Genomic DNA, 15,126 nt, shown 5'->3' on the forward strand with positions numbered 1-15,126 from the left:
GGGAAAGGTTTCTGAACACATGACGGTTCTCGAGATGGCCGCGCCCACGAAAGAACGGCCACAACAACACCGACGAGTAGCGCCGGAGAGGGCTGGTGGAGTTTCCGCACGCAGGAAATGGCAATCTGCGTATCTTCGTCGTCTGGCGATCACCGACACGATCATTGTTGCGGCAGTTGTGTTTCTGGCTCAATGGTGGCGATTCGGTAGCGACGCGGATGTCGTAGACGGTGAAGCATTCGGCCATTTCAGCTACACCGCACTGTCTTTCGCCCTGATTATCGGCTGGTTCGCCGTATTGAGAGTATTTCGCACCAGATCTCCTCGCGTGATCGGAAGCGGCCCTGAAGAGTACCGATTGATCGCCGTCGGAACGCTCCGCCTGTTCGGACTGATTGCGATCGCCAGCCTTCTCCTTCACCTGGAGATCGCGCGCCTGTACCTCGCCGTGGCGTTTCCGATGGGATTGACCGCCTTGATCGCGAGTCGTTGGATCTGGCGACGGGTGATTGCTCGTGAGCGAGCCCGAGGTGAATTTCGAACTGCCGTACTTGTGGTCGGTGTGCGAGGGGCGGTTGTCGATCTTGCACGCAACCTCGAGCGAGACGATGCCCATGGATACCGAGTCGTCGGAGTCTGCGTACCTGGCTACGGAGGAGACGTGGGCGAAGTTGTCACAGTGAACGGTCGGGACATTCCGGTGCTCGGAGATGAGCACAGTGTCACGGACGCAATCGAACAGGTCGGTGCCGACACGGTGGCAGTGACGGCGTCGGAGCGATTCGGACCGGAAAGGCTGCGGACGTTGGCCTGGGATCTCGAGCGCGATCATGTGGACCTTGTTGTTGCACCAGGGATTCTGGATGTGTCCGGACCGAGGCTGTCGATGCGCCCGGTCGCAGGATTTCCGCTGATCCATGTCGAGCGTCCGCGCTATCACGGCGCGCAGAAGTTCACGAAGACGACCTTCGACATCGTCTTCTCGACCGCGGTACTCGCCGTGATCAGTCCGGTGCTTCTGGCGGCTGCGATCGCAGTCAAGCTCACGAGCAAGGGGCCGGTTCTGTACAAGTCCGAGCGGATGGGGCTGGACGGGCAGCCGTTCCCCATGCTCAAGTTCCGCTCGATGGTCCAGGATGCGGATTCTCAAGTCACGGCGCTGATGAAGGAGAACGAAGGCGCCGGAGTGCTTTTCAAGATGCGAGATGATCCGCGTGTGACGACGGTCGGTCGCTTCATGCGTCGGTACTCGATCGACGAGTTGCCCCAGTTCGTCAATGTTCTTCGGCGCGAGATGAGCGTCGTCGGACCGCGGCCACCGCTTCGGCGCGAGGTCGAGATGTACGACGGTGCGGTCAGTCGCCGGCTACTGGTCAAGCCCGGTGTCACCGGCCTGTGGCAAGTCAGCGGACGTTCTGATCTTTCGTGGGAAGACACTGTCCGCCTTGATCTTTCCTACGTCGACAACTGGTCGATGATGGGTGACGTCATGATCGTCGCGAAGACGCTCAAGGCGGTGGTGGGAAGTGATGGCGCCTACTGACAAGAATGCGGCACCGGCGCCTTGCGAAAATGAGGCACCGAACAATCCGCTGATCTTGCGAACGGCATTGGTGATCGCGGTCATCGGCGCGAGCGGAGCCTTTCAGGCCTACACGCAGAAGACAGCGCTCGGATCGTTGCTCGTACACGGTTCGGCCGTTCTCTCGGCGACACTCGCGTTGGTCTACTTCCTCGACCGGCGATACTCACGCAACGCGTCCTGGCCTGTCTTCACGCTTCTGATCGCGGCCGGCGTTCCGGCAACCAGCTGGTACTGGTCGACGTTGCCCCGGAACTCCGCCGTCGCCGGCATCGTCATCGTGTGCCTGGCGATCACGGGAATCATGGTCGCCCGCGAGTTGACCTTCCCGGTGCGAGTGCGGACTGTGGCCGTCACCTTGCTGGTACTACTGGTGCTGTCGCTGATGGTCGTGGTCCTCGATCCTTCGACCGGCATCGATGTGGATACCCGCGCTGTTGCCTACCGCGGAATCTTCACGCACAAGAATACTTTGGGCCGAATGGCTGCGATCGAAGTTGTCCTTGTTGCTGTCATGCTCATGCTTCCCGACGTCAAGCGTATTCCGTGGGTGGCGGCACTGGCTGTCGCCGGCATCGTGTTGTTCGAAGCCCGGAGCCAGACCAGTCTCGTCGCTGCAGGGATTGCGCTGGCGACAGTGCTTGCTCTGAAGTGCCTTCGACGGACACCTAACGCTCGCCTTGCCTCGACGGTGATCATCGGGCTGTACATCGGGGTGTCCGGCGCGATGAAGGTGCTCGGACCCGATGTCGCAGCGCTACTCTCGCGAGATGTCACGTTGACCGGCCGGCTACATCTCTGGACGGTATCCGAGTACTACGCCGAACAGCGGCCCCTGCTCGGTTGGGGCTTCGGCTCGGTCTGGGCACCTGACAGCGTTGTCGGACAGATGATCCGGTCCAAGCTGTCCTTTCCGGCGACCAGCGCGCACAACGGAATGCTCGACATTCGTCTCCAGATCGGTTGGATCGGATTCCTGCTGCTGTTGGCCGGCTATTACCTGCTTCTGAACACGGCGCTCGGGCGAGCTCGCAGCAGAACGGAGTACATCGCCGTCGTCGCGATCATGGTTCTCGTCTTCTCGATGGACTTGACGGAGTCGACGCTCTTCTTCGGCGCCATGTGGCTGATCGCATGGGTCTTCCTGGCGCCGTACGGACCCTCGACGCACCGCTCTCACAGTGCAGGCAACGCCGAATTGTCGATCCGTAGGGGTCGTGCGTACGGGTTCGCTCCGGAGCGAAGAGGAGGTCAGTGAGATGTACAAGTCGTTCGATGTAGCGCGTTCGAAGCCTGAAGTGAACCCGACGTCCGCCGGTGGATCCACGCCGCCGAAAGCCTTGATGTTCCATGCGATCTATCGGAATCCGGGTGGTGAGGAGCAGAGCTTCGCGAACGAATCCAAGCTCCTCGAATCGATCGGATACGAGACGGTTCAGTGCACTACCGAGAATTCCAAGATCTCCCGGGGACCGTGGGCGGCAGTCACCGCAGTGTTCAGTCCTCGAGTACTCGTCGATGCATTGCGCATCATTCGTTCGGAGCGACCGGACATCGTCTACGTGAACAATCTCTGGCCGGCGTTCTCGGCTTCGTTGCTCGTGGCCGCACGAGCCGCCGCAATTCCTACGTTGCAGGCGGTTCGGAACTATCGCCTCGCCACACCGTCAGCAAAGTTGCGCGCAGATGGCACGTGCACCGAATGCGGTTCCACCAACTACTTCACGAGTTGTGTCCGCAACGGATGCTACGGAAACAGCCGACTGCAGAGCCTTGTCTGCTACCTGAGCGCTGCGGCGGTCAAGATCAGCGTCTTGGGGTGGAAGCAGCACAGGTTTGTCGCAACGAGCGCGATGACAGCACGTCTGGTCGAGGGACGACTGATCGATTCTGGCCGCGTCGTGGTTCGTCCGAACTTCGGATTCGAAGAAAATGAACCCGAGTTCCGGAGCACTGATTCGGTCGTGTGCGTCAGCCGACTGACACCGGAGAAAGGCGTCCTGGACTTGGTGCGCAACTGGCCGCAGGGCGCTGGAAGTCCCTCGCTCACAGTTCTCGGTGACGGACCGCAGTACGGCGAGATCTCCAGCATAAGCGCAGCTCTCGACAACGTCACGCTGGCCGGATTCACTTCACACGAAGATGTGATCGAGATACTCCGCGACAGTGCGGCGTCCGTGGTGCCGTCTCAGTGGGCAGAACCGTTCGGACGCGTTGCGATCGAGTCGATGTCGGTTGGCACCCCGGTCATCTACGCAACCAGCGGTGCACTCGCGGACATCGTCGGACCGGGCGGAACGCCTCTCCATACCTTGGAAGAGTCGTCGATACGCGAGGCCCTCGACCGAATCTTCGGAGCGGACGACCGATCGGCGATACGCAGATCCGCTTATCGTCACTACTCGAATCGCTTCACATCGCGCAAGGCGGCGACGTCGATGCGTGAGCTCATCAACGAGGTGAGATCGTGAACGATCGCACTCGGTATGTGACATTCATGGCCGATCAAGGGCTTTCGAGCGTCCTCACTTTTGTCGTTCTCACCTCGGTGGCACGACTCGGTGGTCCGATCGAAGTCGGCCAGGTTGCCGTGATTCAATCGGCGGGTCTGTTGGCACTGGCACTGGGGAGAGCGATCGGCGTCGACGTCTGGCTGTCGCGAGGGGCGGTGTCCGACGAGCGTGGACCGGCGTTGGCACCCACGATCGTGCTGGCGGCGGTATCGGTGACATCGGTGTGGGCACTGTTCCTGATCGCCGGCTCGGACTCGATGAATCTCACGGTATACGCCTTGGCTGCAGCTGGTTTCGTGGTGTTGGACGTGATACGCACGATGCTGATGCACGACGGAGCGAGTTGGATCTCTGCGTCGATACAGATCGTGACACTCTCGTTCGTCCTAATTGCAGCTTTCCTGGTCGAGAATCTGACACTTGCACTCGTGACCTATACGGTCGGTGTCTTCGTCGCGCTCGCGCTCGGTCACGCATCCATGCGTCTGGTACCGCCGGTGCCGTCGGTCAGGTACTCGCGCACTCACCGATATAGATCCGTGCCGTTTGCGATCGAGATATTGATGGGATCAGCTGCGCAGCAGGCGATGTTCTTGATACTCACCGTGGTGGCGTCGATCTCGATGATCGGTGAGATCAGAACTGCCCAGACACTGCTCGGTCCACTGTCCTTGATGTTCGCGGGCATCTCGCCAATTCTGATGCGTAAGTTCGGCAGTGGTGTCGAAGCGATGAGCGCGAGCGAGTGCATGGCACTCGGCCGCCGAGTGGGCTTGCAGATCTTCTGGATTTCGATCATCTGCGTTTCGCTGATCTGTCTCACACTCGAGATTCGACTCTCGGGAGTGCGATTGATGGATCATCTGGTCGGACCGCACTTTCCGAACTTGATACCGGTCATTCTGCTCTGCGGGTTGGCGGTGGCGTTCAACGGGATTCTGCTGGGAGTCGGCACGTCGATCCGCGTCGTGGACAAGACGGGAAACCTCAACAGATTTCGCGCCTTGCTGTTGCCTCTGCAGTTTCTGATCGTTCTCGGGGCAGGACTGACCGACAGCGCCGTACACGTCGCAGGAGCATTGGCCGCGTCGGCGTGCGTCAGCGCGAGCGTCGCACTCCTGGTCTCGATGAACCGTGGCGCCCGACCGAAAGTTGACCTCTCATGAAGAATCCCAGCGGCGTCATAGTGGCGATTCTGACCTTCCGTCGCGAATCGGAACTGGCTGTATGCATCGACAGCGTCCGGGCATCGATCCAGGCTTCCGGTGTCTCCGCCCAGGTCGTAGTAGGCGACAATGATCCGGAATCCACCACACCGACGTATGTTGCCGACGGGATCGAACGACTGCATCTCGGATTTGGCGGGGTATCTCCGGCGCGACGTGCGCTGGTCGATCTCGCCCGTGCACGAGATCGTCGTTACATCGTCTTCGTCGACGACGACGAGTACGTCGATGTCGACTGGCTGTCGAATCTCCTCACCTGCGCCGCAGATTTCGACGCAGGTGCTGTGGCCGGTCCTGTGATTCCGGTGGGTCTGCCTGCCTCAGAACTTCCATTGCACACTCGCGTTCGCCATTCGACCGGCACCCCGGTTGCGTCTGCAGGCGCCGGAAATCTGTTGTTGGACCTGAAGACTTTGAACGGCTTGAACTTCAGTGACGACTGGGATCTACCTGGCGGCGAGGACACCGAGTTCACGCTCAGGATGAGCGCCGGCGGTGTCCGGTTGTTGTGGTGCGACGAGGCGCTTGCGTACGAACCCGTCGACGAGGATCGGCGTCGGGACTCCTGGCTCTTCGCCCGGTATGTCAACAACGGACGAATCCTCGCGGTCTGTCAAGGACAGCTCGACCTGCCACTGTTGACGGCTCAGAGTGCCAAACGCGCTCTGCTCGTACTCGCGTCGGCGACGTTGATCCCCGTTGCCCTGATCAGTCCACGGATCAAACGCGTGGTTCTCGACCACGGTGCACGCAACATCGGTTGGTTCTCAGAGCGATTCAGCCGCCGCGATTCTCGGAAGCCGCGCGCACAGAGGCTGGTGGTAGCGCGATGACACGGTTGTTGATGACGGCATACGCCTGCGATCCGAATCAGGGGAGTGAATCCGGTGCGGGTTGGGCGCTTCTCTCGGCGGCTTCCGAACTGTGTGAGTCGATCACGGTGGTGACTCGCTCCGGTGAGGCTCCTGCTTTGGAATCGGAGTGTGAAAAGCTCGGTTGCGAAGTTCGTGTCGTGCGAATAGCGACTTTGACCGCGGAAGAAGCCGGATCGTACGGTCGATACCTCCGATGGCTCTGGCACACTTCACTGTTCGTTCGGCGTGAAGCGGCAAACTTCGACGTCCTGCACCATGCAACTTTCGCCTCCGACTGGCTGCCACCACCGGTGCTGTTCGGTGGAGCCGGCGGCGCACGACTCGTATGGGGGCCTGCCGGGGGCAACACCTACCCGCCGATGCCGCTCGCCAAGCGCATCGGTATGCGGTATCTGGCAACCACGGCAGTTCGAACCTGCTCGACGAAAGCCGTTCGGTCACTGACACATGTCTTCATGGCCGGACGAGTCGACACTTTCATCGCGATGAACTCCGACAGCGGGCGTGGCGCACCGCGGGCACGCAACGTCGTCATCCAACCCAATTGTGTTCTGGACTACGACGGAATCGAGAAGCAAGCGGTACCCAGGCCGAAACGAAGGCTCTTGTTCGTAGGAAGACTGTTGCAGTACAAAGGAATCGACCTGATTCTGGACGCGCTCGAGCATTTGGGCGCCGAGTGGTCCATGACCTTTGTCGGGGAGGGACCCGCCCGCGGGCGGATCGAGAAGTCGCTTCCGTATCGGCGCGGTCAGGTCACGCTTCGCGGGTGGCTCGACAGATCGGAAGTGGTGGGCGAGATGGGGGCCTCCTCCGTTCTGCTCTTCCCGAGCATGCACGATTCGGGCGGCTGGGTGGCGGCCGAAGCGGCTGCGGTGGGCCTCCCGGTGGTCTGTTTGGATCTCGGCGGTGTGCCGACACTGGCCGGTAGTAACGCCGTGGCGATCCCGGTTGCTCCGGCCTCGACTCTCGCCTCTCGTATCGCTCGATCGGTTGTCGAGACAGAACTTTCTTTCTTTGAACCACAGCGTGATTGGACTCGATCTCGGTTGACATCGGTCTTGTCGCGCAGTTACGGCCAGTGCAATGAACGTCAACAAACGAACTCGAAGAAGTGGTGAGACAGATGAGCAGTCCGTTCGAGGTCATCGAGGTGGGTGGCATTCCGTTTGCCGCGACCAATCTCGAGGGAGCTACCGATTGGGTAGTCAACGACAGACGAGAGGGAGCGGGAACCGGAGTCTCCGTGAGGTTGTCGAATTCCTACTGCGTGTCGGCGGCGCACAGCGATCGCGACTACTCCGCGGTTTTGAAGGGTCCCGGTGTGAACTTCGCAGACGGAACCCCGGTCAACTGGGTGATGCGCCTGATCGGCGGCACCGCTTCCGATCACGTCGGTGTTCGACCAGTCCGGGGTCCGTCGTTCTTCGAGGCCACCCTGGACAAGGGGCGCCGCTACGGCCTCCGTCACCACTTTGTCGGCACGACAGAAGAGACGTTGAGCCTCTTGACGGATCGAGTCGAGGAGTTATACCCGGGCATCGAGGTGGCTGGCACTTATGCCCCGCCGTTTGCCGCGTTCAGCAAGGAGTTCGTCGATGACATCATCACGAAGGTCGGTCCGTCGGCCCCGGACATCGTGTGGGTCGGCTTGGGAGCTCCGAAGCAGGATTTTGTCACGAAGGCGATAGCGGATCGAACCGACTACGTGGCCGTCGGTGTCGGCGCGGCCTTCGACTTCTTGGCCGGAACTGTCTCGGAGGCACCATCTTTCGTCCAGAACTCGGGTTTCGAGTGGCTGTATCGACTTGCATCGGAACCCAAACGTCTGTGGCGGCGCTACCTGTTCGGTAACTCGACATTCGTTCGGTTGGCATCGCGTGACATTCGAAAGTTCCTCGGCCGTTCGGGGGGACGCACATGAGCGAGATCAAGACTGCCGGGCGATTCGGAGGAATACGGACCACAACCGTGGTTTCGCAACTATCAGGCGGGCTGTCCCGCAACGGAAGGAACGCAGGATGAAACGCGCACTGATTACCGGAATCACGGGACAGGACGGCTCTTACCTCGCCGAGTTGCTGCTCTCCAAAGGCTACGAGGTTCACGGACTGATCCGTCGATCGTCGACGTTCAATACTTCGAGGATCAACCACATTTATGTGGACCCCCACCATGCGGATGCACGGCTTTTCCTTCACTACGGTGACCTCAGTGACGGAGCGCGCCTGGTGACGCTGCTCGCGCAGATCAAACCGGACGAGGTATACAACCTCGCTGCGCAGTCTCACGTCAGAGTCAGCTTCGACGAACCCGAACACACGGGGAACACGACAGGTGTGGGGTCGATCCGACTACTGGAGGCGGTTCGGATGGCCGGACTCGACTGCCGGTTCTACCAGGCGTCGAGCTCTGAGATGTTCGGTGCCACACCACCACCGCAGAACGAGGAGACACCGTTCTATCCACGCTCGCCCTACGGTGCGGCGAAGGTGTACTCGTACTGGATCACCAAGAACTACCGTGAGGCGTACGGAATCTTCGCGGTGAACGGAATTCTGTTCAATCACGAGTCCCCCAGGCGCGGCGAGACGTTCGTGACGCGCAAGATCACGCGGGCAGTCGCACGTATCAAGGCCGGGATCGAGGATCATCTGTACATGGGTAATCTCGATGCGATACGCGATTGGGGGTACGCGCCGGAGTATGTCGAGGGAATGTGGCGCATGCTGCAGGTCGACGAGCCTGAGGATTTTGTGCTGGCCACCGGTGGCAACTACTCGGTGCGCGACTTCCTCACAGTCGCTTTCGAACACGCAGGTCTGAACTGGGAGAACCACGTTCGATTCGACGAACGGTATCTTCGGCCGACCGAGGTGGACGCACTGATCGGGGATCCGAGCCATGCCGAGCGCAAACTCGGTTGGAAGGCCGGCGTGCACACACCCGAACTGGCTCGGATCATGGTCGAGGCAGACATCGAAGCGCTCGAACATGAAGGGCGCCCGTGGATCGACACTCCGGCACTTCCCGACTGGTTGGCGACGCGATGAGTGATTCATTCGCAGCGCGACCACTCGATCGAGGCGCACCGTTCTACGTGGCTGGACACCGAGGTTTGGTCGGCTCTTCGGTGTGGCGAAAACTGGAATCTGCCGGCTTCTCACGGTTGCTCGGACAGACCTCCGCCGAACTCGATCTGCGTGAGCGGGAAGCTGTTTTCGATTTTTTCGCCCGCGAAAAGCCGACCAACGTGATCCTTGCAGCAGCAAAAGTTGGTGGGATTGCGGCGAACAGCACGTTCCTCGTCGACTTCCTGTCGGAGAATCTTCGTATCCAGGTGAACGTGCTCGACGCTGCCCTTGCACACGGCGTCGAGCGTCTCCTGTTCCTCGGATCATCGTGCATCTACCCGAAATTGGCGCCGCAGCCGATCAAGGAGGAATACCTGCTCACCGGGCATCTCGAGCCGACCAACGACGCCTATGCAATAGCAAAGATTGCGGGAATACTCCATGTTCAAGCTGCCAGGCGGCAGCATGGTCGATCGTGGATCTCGGCGATGCCCACCAACCTGTACGGCCCGGGAGACAATTTCTCGCCGCGTGGATCGCATGTACTTCCCGCCCTCGTTCGGCGCTACGACGAGGCGCAGTCATCCGCAGTGCCGTTGGTTGTCAACTGGGGGAGTGGCAATCCTCGACGTGAATTTCTGCATGTCGACGATCTGGCGTCGGCGTGTCTGCATCTGCTCGACAACTACGACGGTGCATCGCACGTCAACGTGGGAACCGGCGAGGACCACACAATTCGTGAGATCGCTTCGATGGTCGCCGACGAGGTCGGATACACCGGCGAGACGCGGTGGGACACCTCGAAGCCTGACGGAACAATGCAGAAACTTCTGGACGTGAGCATGATTCGTGAACTCGGATGGCGGCCGACAATCGGATTGCGCGAAGGAATCGCGTCGACGGTCTCGTGGTACCGAGACAACATCGGTGCCGTGCGCACCTGAATTACCCATCCCATCAACACTTCACACACTGTCGAGAAAGCAGATCGAGCAACATGAGCACTCGCATAGCAGTTTTCGGCACGGGATACCTGGGCGCGACACACGCGGCGTGTATGGCCGAACTCGGTCACGAGGTCCTCGGAGTGGATGTCGACGCGGCAAAGCTGGAGAAACTGGCAGCAGGGGAAGTTCCTTTCTACGAGCCAGGTTTGGGCGAGGTCCTACGACGAAACATCGATCGAGGAAGGCTGAAGTTCACGTCGTCTTACGAGGAAGCCGCTGAATTTGCGGACGTGTTCTTCCTCGGGGTCGGTACGCCGCAGAAGAAGGGTGAGTTCGCCGCTGACATGGTCTACGTGGATGCCGTGATCGAAACTCTGGCACCGCTGCTCACCAAACCCGCGGTCATCTTCGGGAAGTCCACGGTGCCGGTGGGAACCGCGGAACGGCTCGGTAAGCGCGCGCGGGAACTGGCACCGGTTGGTGACGGCGTCGAAGTCGCATGGAATCCCGAGTTTCTGCGCGAGGGGTTTGCCGTCCAGGACACATTGCATCCAGATCGTCTGGTGCTCGGGGTCGACCGCGGTCGACACGGTCGCGCGGAATCTGCTGCGCGCGAGGTTTATGCAGACCTCCTCGATGAGGGAATTCCCTTTCTCGTCACGGACCTCGCTACGTCCGAGTTGGTCAAAGCGTCAGCGAATGCATTCCTGGCCACGAAAATCTCGTTCATCAACGCGATTTCCGAAGTGTGCGAGGCTGCTGGCGCCGACGTCACAGTGCTCGCCGACGCGATCGGGTACGACGTTCGGATCGGACGTCGATTCCTCAACGCGGGAATTGGTTTCGGCGGCGGTTGCCTACCCAAGGACATCCGTGCCTTCATGGCTCGCGCCGGTGAACTCGGCGCCGACCAAGCACTGACGTTCCTACGCGAAGTCGACAACATCAACATGCGCAGACGGACACGCATGGTCGAACTGGCGCGGGAGGCATGCGGATCGCTTCTCGGTGCGAGAGTCGCAGTTCTGGGTGCCGCGTTCAAACCGGACTCGGACGACGTTCGTGATTCGCCGGCGCTCAACGTCGCGGGTCAGATTCAGCTTCAAGGCGCAGCAGTGAACGTGTACGACCCGAAGGCCATGGACAATTCGCGTGCGCTGTTCCCGACGTTGACCTATTCGGCAAATGCGTTGGAGGCGTGCGAAGGCGCCGATGTCGTCCTGGTGTTGACCGAGTGGCCCGAATTTTTGAAGTTGCAGCCGTCCGATCTCGATGCAGTCGTTCGCAAGAAGGTGATCGTCGACGGGCGCAATTGCCTTTCCCCCGACGAGTGGCGAGGCGCAGGTTGGAATTACCGCGGACTGGGACGCCCGTGAGCACAGGACGTTTCGTCCGTCGCAGCTGATCGATATCGAAATTGAGAAAGCCCGGTTCGCCCTCGCGGTCTGACCGGCAAAGACCGCTCAGACCCGCAGTGGACATGCGTGAGCCGAAGGAGACATCAAGATGGAAATTGTCGACTACCTGAAGATATTGCAAGCCAGATGGCGAATAGTCGCTGCTGTAACCGTGCTCGGAATCCTGGGAGCCCTTTGCGCTTCTCTTCTTTCGACGCCCGTTTACCAGGCCTCGACGAGGCTGTTCGTTTCGACGTCGGCGGGTACCTCGGTCAACGAGGCACTGCAGGGCAGTCAACTTTCACAGCAGCGAGTTCTGTCCTATACAAAACTCCTGACCGGCCGGACACTTGCGCAGCGGACGATCGACGAACTGGGACCGAGGGTGGTCGGCGGGATGTCGGCTGAAGAGTTGGCCTCCAAGGTCACTGCGACGTCGGCGCCCGACACTGTGTTGATCGACCTCGGAGTCAAGGATCCTTCACCGGAGCTCGCGCGAGAGATCGCAAATACTCTGTCGTCCGAATTCGTCGCACTGGCAAAGGAACTGGAGACACCCGAGAACGGCGGAACGCCGCCTGCACGTGTGGTCGTCGAGCAACAGGCCCAAGAGCCGTCTGTTCCCGTTTCGCCCAAGACTTCGCGCAATCTCGCTCTCGGAGCAGTGGCGGGACTGGTGTCGGGAATCGCGCTTGCGTTGATTCGCGATCGACTCGACAACACGGTGAAGGATCGTCGAACGGTGGAAGAGATTGCGGGTTCGGCAATGGTGGGCACGATCCCGTTCGACAAAGTCGTCGAAGTCAACCATGCGATCACTTTCAGTGACGGAAATTCCGTGAGTGCCGAAGCCTTCCGTGAATTGCGCACCAACCTTCAGTTCCTCGAGGTGGATCATCCACCGCGTGTCATTGTCGTCACGAGTTCGCTTCCCTCCGAGGGTAAGACGACGACCGCCGTGAACATCGCTCTTGTCTTGGCGGAGGCCGGTAAATCAGTGTGCCTGATGGAAGGCGACCTCCGGAAGCCGCGAGTGTCGAAGTATCTGGGGTTGATCGGAAGCGTCGGCGTCAGTTCGGTGCTCTCCGGTCAAGCGACGCTGGACGATGTGCTTCAGCCGACCGAATTCGACGGGCTGACAGTGCTCGCCTCCGGACCGATCCCGCCGAACCCGAGCGAACTACTCGGCACCGACACGGCCAAACATGTTCTCGATGAACTGCGGGCGCGATACGACTACGTCATCATCGACGCCTCGCCGTTGCTACCCGTCACGGATGCCGCGGTCCTGGCCGCGATGTCGGACGGTGCCCTGGTGATCGCCCGACACGGCTCCACGAAGCGCGATCAACTGGCGCGCGCGGTCGGAAACCTACAGAGTGTGGGTGCACACGTCCTGGGCACTGTCATCACGATGACGCCGTCTCGCGGACGCAATGCGTACGAGTACAGCTACTACTACGAGTCGGACAAGTCGCTACCGCAGTTGACCGCGGTGCCCGCTCTCAGCGCTCACCGAAGCGAAGTCGGCTGAGCAGCGGGCCGAGGAGATCGGCGATCTCAAGTCCGATTTCGTGAAACACGTTCTCTTCCTTACCCATCGGATCCATGACGTCCTCGGGTTCGGCGGCACGAAATCGGGGTCTGGCGGCGGCGAGGTCCTCGACAGTTGCTGCATCTGCGAGCGAGCCCAACCGTGCGGCTTCTCGAAGTGTGAACGTGCGCTTGAGGCGCGCCGGAGCCATCGCCAGGACTTTGTCTCGCTGACTTTCGGTCATCGTGAGAATGAGGTCGGCGTCCGAGGCCAGCGCTGTTGTCATGCGTCGGGCTTGAAACTCCGTGGGGTCGCCGCCGAGCCCCGCGAGAACCCTCGCAGCAGTCGGCTCGATCGGGTGTCCGACCATCGCCCGGGTTCCGGCACTCGACGCGGTGAATCCGGAAACTCCGGCTTCGGCGGCATAAGCACGTGCAAGGCGTTCGCCAGTGGGTGATCGGCAGATGTTTCCCGTACAAACGAAGAGAACGTGCATGGCAGAAGCATAGGTTGCACGCGCGACGCACTCGTCGTACGCCCGATGTTGGTTTCGCGCCCACCTGGCGTACGCGTTTCGGAAAGTTCGGACGCATACCAACTACACATGAAGATGACCGTGTTCGGAACGGGATACCTGGGGGCGACCCACGCAGTGTGTATGGCCGAACTTGGTCACGACGTGCTGGGAGTCGACATCGACCAGTCCAAGGTCGACAAGTTGTCTCGTGGGGAGGTCCCGTTCTTCGAGCCGGGTCTGACCGACATGCTCGAGAAGAATCTGGCGTCGGGTCGGCTGCAGTTCACGACTTCCTACGCCGATGCCGCGGATTTTGCCGACATCCATTTTGTCGGTGTGGGGACGCCCCAGAAGAAGGGGGAGTACGCCGCAGATCTCAGTCATGTTCATTCGGTGATCGACATGTTGGCGCCGTTGTTGCGAAAGCCTTCGCTGATAGTCGGGAAGTCGACGGTGCCGGTAGGCACGGCAGCGGCTCTCGGCGAGCGACTCCGAGCGAATTCGCCGGCGGGTGGCTCGGTAGAGGTGGCCTGGAATCCGGAGTTCCTGCGTGAAGGACACGCGATCGCGGATACCTTGAGCCCTGACCGGTTGGTTCTGGGGATCGATCGTGACCGGCCGGGAAACGCCGAAGGCGTTCTTCGCGAGGTGTATGCCGAGATACTGGGCGCGGGGGTGCCGTTCCTCGTGACCGATCTGGCGACGTCCGAGTTGGTCAAGGGATCTGCGAACGCGTTTCTCGCGACCAAGGTGTCCTTCATCAATGCGATTGCGGAGGTGTGCGAGGCGACCGGCGCCGACGTCACGATGTTGGCCGACGCTCTCGGGTACGACGCTCGGATCGGTAGACGGTTCCTCAATGCGGGCTTGGGGTTCGGCGGTGGGTGCCTGCCGAAGGACATTCGGGCGTTCATGGCACGCGCCGGGGAATTGGGTGTCGACCAGGCTCTGTACTTCCTCCGCGAGGTAGACAGCATCAACATGCGACGACGCACAAAAGCTGTGGAACTGGTGACGGCAGCCTGCGATGGCAGTTTGCTGGGAGCTAACGTCTCGGTTCTGGGGGCCGCGTTCAAGCCCGAATCCGACGATGTGCGTGATTCGCCTGCGCTCAACGTTGCAGGAATGATGCAGTTGCACGGGGCAGCGGTCACCGTTTTCGATCCGAAGGCCATGGACAATTCTCGCCGACTGTTTCCCACCCTTCACTATGCAACCTCCACGTCAGAAGCTTGCAGAAATGCTGATGTGGTCTTGATCGCCACGGAATGGGACGAGTTCGCCTCACTCGTGCCCGGCGATTTGGAACCACTCGTTCGTCGGCGGGTGATCGTTGACGCCAGAAATTGCCTCGATCCGGACCTGTGGCGCGGCGCCGGTTGGAACTACCGCGGATTGGGGCGGTAGGTCGACCGTCCAGGTTGCGAAAAAATAGCTGCGAGAAGGCCTTAGGTGAGATGC

The 15,126-nt window shown here is 60.6% G+C and carries 13 protein-coding genes; 12 read left to right on the plus strand and 1 reads right to left on the minus strand.

Annotated elements, in window-relative coordinates; translation table 11 throughout:
• Positions 1-19: 19 nt before the first annotated feature.
• From AC2ETI_RS15880 to AC2ETI_RS15930, 11 genes are all read left to right on the plus strand, one after another.
• The gene (locus AC2ETI_RS15880) at positions 20-1,543 is read left to right on the plus strand and encodes a sugar transferase (protein WP_483634112.1); all 1,524 of its coding nucleotides are present in this window, start codon (positions 20-22) and stop codon (positions 1,541-1,543) included.
• Entirely contained in the window at positions 1,530-2,840 is a 1,311-nt protein-coding gene (locus AC2ETI_RS15885; protein ID WP_021343202.1) for an O-antigen ligase family protein, read from the plus strand. The genes AC2ETI_RS15880 and AC2ETI_RS15885 overlap by 14 nt, the downstream gene beginning before the upstream one ends.
• 1 nt (position 2,841) lies before the next feature.
• Complete coding sequence (locus AC2ETI_RS15890) at positions 2,842-4,053, plus strand: glycosyltransferase family 4 protein (protein WP_069146279.1); 1,212 nt, start codon at positions 2,842-2,844, stop codon at positions 4,051-4,053.
• Positions 4,050-5,261, plus strand: coding sequence for an MATE family efflux transporter (locus AC2ETI_RS15895; RefSeq protein ID WP_069146126.1), 1,212 nt, complete (start codon positions 4,050-4,052; stop codon positions 5,259-5,261). Before AC2ETI_RS15890 ends, AC2ETI_RS15895 begins: the two co-directional genes overlap by 4 nt.
• Positions 5,258-6,154 carry a glycosyltransferase family 2 protein gene (locus AC2ETI_RS15900; protein ID WP_019747424.1) on the plus strand — a complete coding sequence of 299 codons (897 nt, stop codon included), beginning with the start codon at positions 5,258-5,260 and terminating at the stop codon, positions 6,152-6,154. Before AC2ETI_RS15895 ends, AC2ETI_RS15900 begins: the two co-directional genes overlap by 4 nt.
• A complete protein-coding gene (locus AC2ETI_RS15905; protein WP_021343206.1) occupies positions 6,151-7,317 on the plus strand; it encodes a glycosyltransferase family 4 protein in 1,167 nt (388 codons plus the stop codon). The genes AC2ETI_RS15900 and AC2ETI_RS15905 overlap by 4 nt, the downstream gene beginning before the upstream one ends.
• A 5-nt stretch (positions 7,318-7,322) precedes the next feature.
• Positions 7,323-8,120, plus strand: coding sequence for a WecB/TagA/CpsF family glycosyltransferase (locus tag AC2ETI_RS15910; protein WP_019747422.1), 798 nt, complete (start codon positions 7,323-7,325; stop codon positions 8,118-8,120).
• A 97-nt stretch (positions 8,121-8,217) separates the two neighbouring features.
• Positions 8,218-9,249, plus strand: a complete 1,032-nt coding sequence (gmd, locus tag AC2ETI_RS15915; RefSeq protein ID WP_019747421.1) for a GDP-mannose 4,6-dehydratase — start codon at positions 8,218-8,220, stop codon at positions 9,247-9,249.
• A complete protein-coding gene (locus AC2ETI_RS15920; RefSeq protein WP_029254711.1) occupies positions 9,246-10,214 on the plus strand; it encodes a GDP-L-fucose synthase family protein in 969 nt (322 codons plus the stop codon). The genes gmd and AC2ETI_RS15920 overlap by 4 nt, the downstream gene beginning before the upstream one ends.
• A 53-nt stretch (positions 10,215-10,267) precedes the next feature.
• Positions 10,268-11,593, plus strand: coding sequence for a UDP-glucose dehydrogenase family protein (locus AC2ETI_RS15925; RefSeq protein ID WP_020906581.1), 1,326 nt, complete (start codon positions 10,268-10,270; stop codon positions 11,591-11,593).
• 130 nt (positions 11,594-11,723) lie between these two features.
• Positions 11,724-13,148 (plus strand): tyrosine-protein kinase domain-containing protein, encoded by a 1,425-nt coding sequence (locus tag AC2ETI_RS15930; protein WP_019747418.1) that lies wholly within the window; start codon positions 11,724-11,726, stop codon positions 13,146-13,148.
• Here the strand turns inward: AC2ETI_RS15930 and AC2ETI_RS15935 are convergent.
• Positions 13,120-13,644: an arsenate reductase/protein-tyrosine-phosphatase family protein gene (locus AC2ETI_RS15935; protein WP_020906582.1), complete on the minus strand. Its 525-nt coding sequence runs from the start codon at positions 13,642-13,644 to the stop codon at positions 13,120-13,122. The two genes, AC2ETI_RS15930 and AC2ETI_RS15935, sit on opposite strands and share 29 nt — an antisense overlap.
• A gap of 108 nt (positions 13,645-13,752) precedes the next feature.
• Between AC2ETI_RS15935 and AC2ETI_RS15940 the strand changes: the two genes are divergently transcribed.
• On the plus strand, positions 13,753-15,072 hold the full coding sequence (locus AC2ETI_RS15940; RefSeq protein ID WP_080910172.1) for a UDP-glucose dehydrogenase family protein: 1,320 nt from the start codon (positions 13,753-13,755) through the stop codon (positions 15,070-15,072).
• The last annotated feature ends 54 nt before the right edge of the window (positions 15,073-15,126 follow it).

Source organism: Rhodococcus sp. MurmanLake-1, assembly GCF_056945715.1.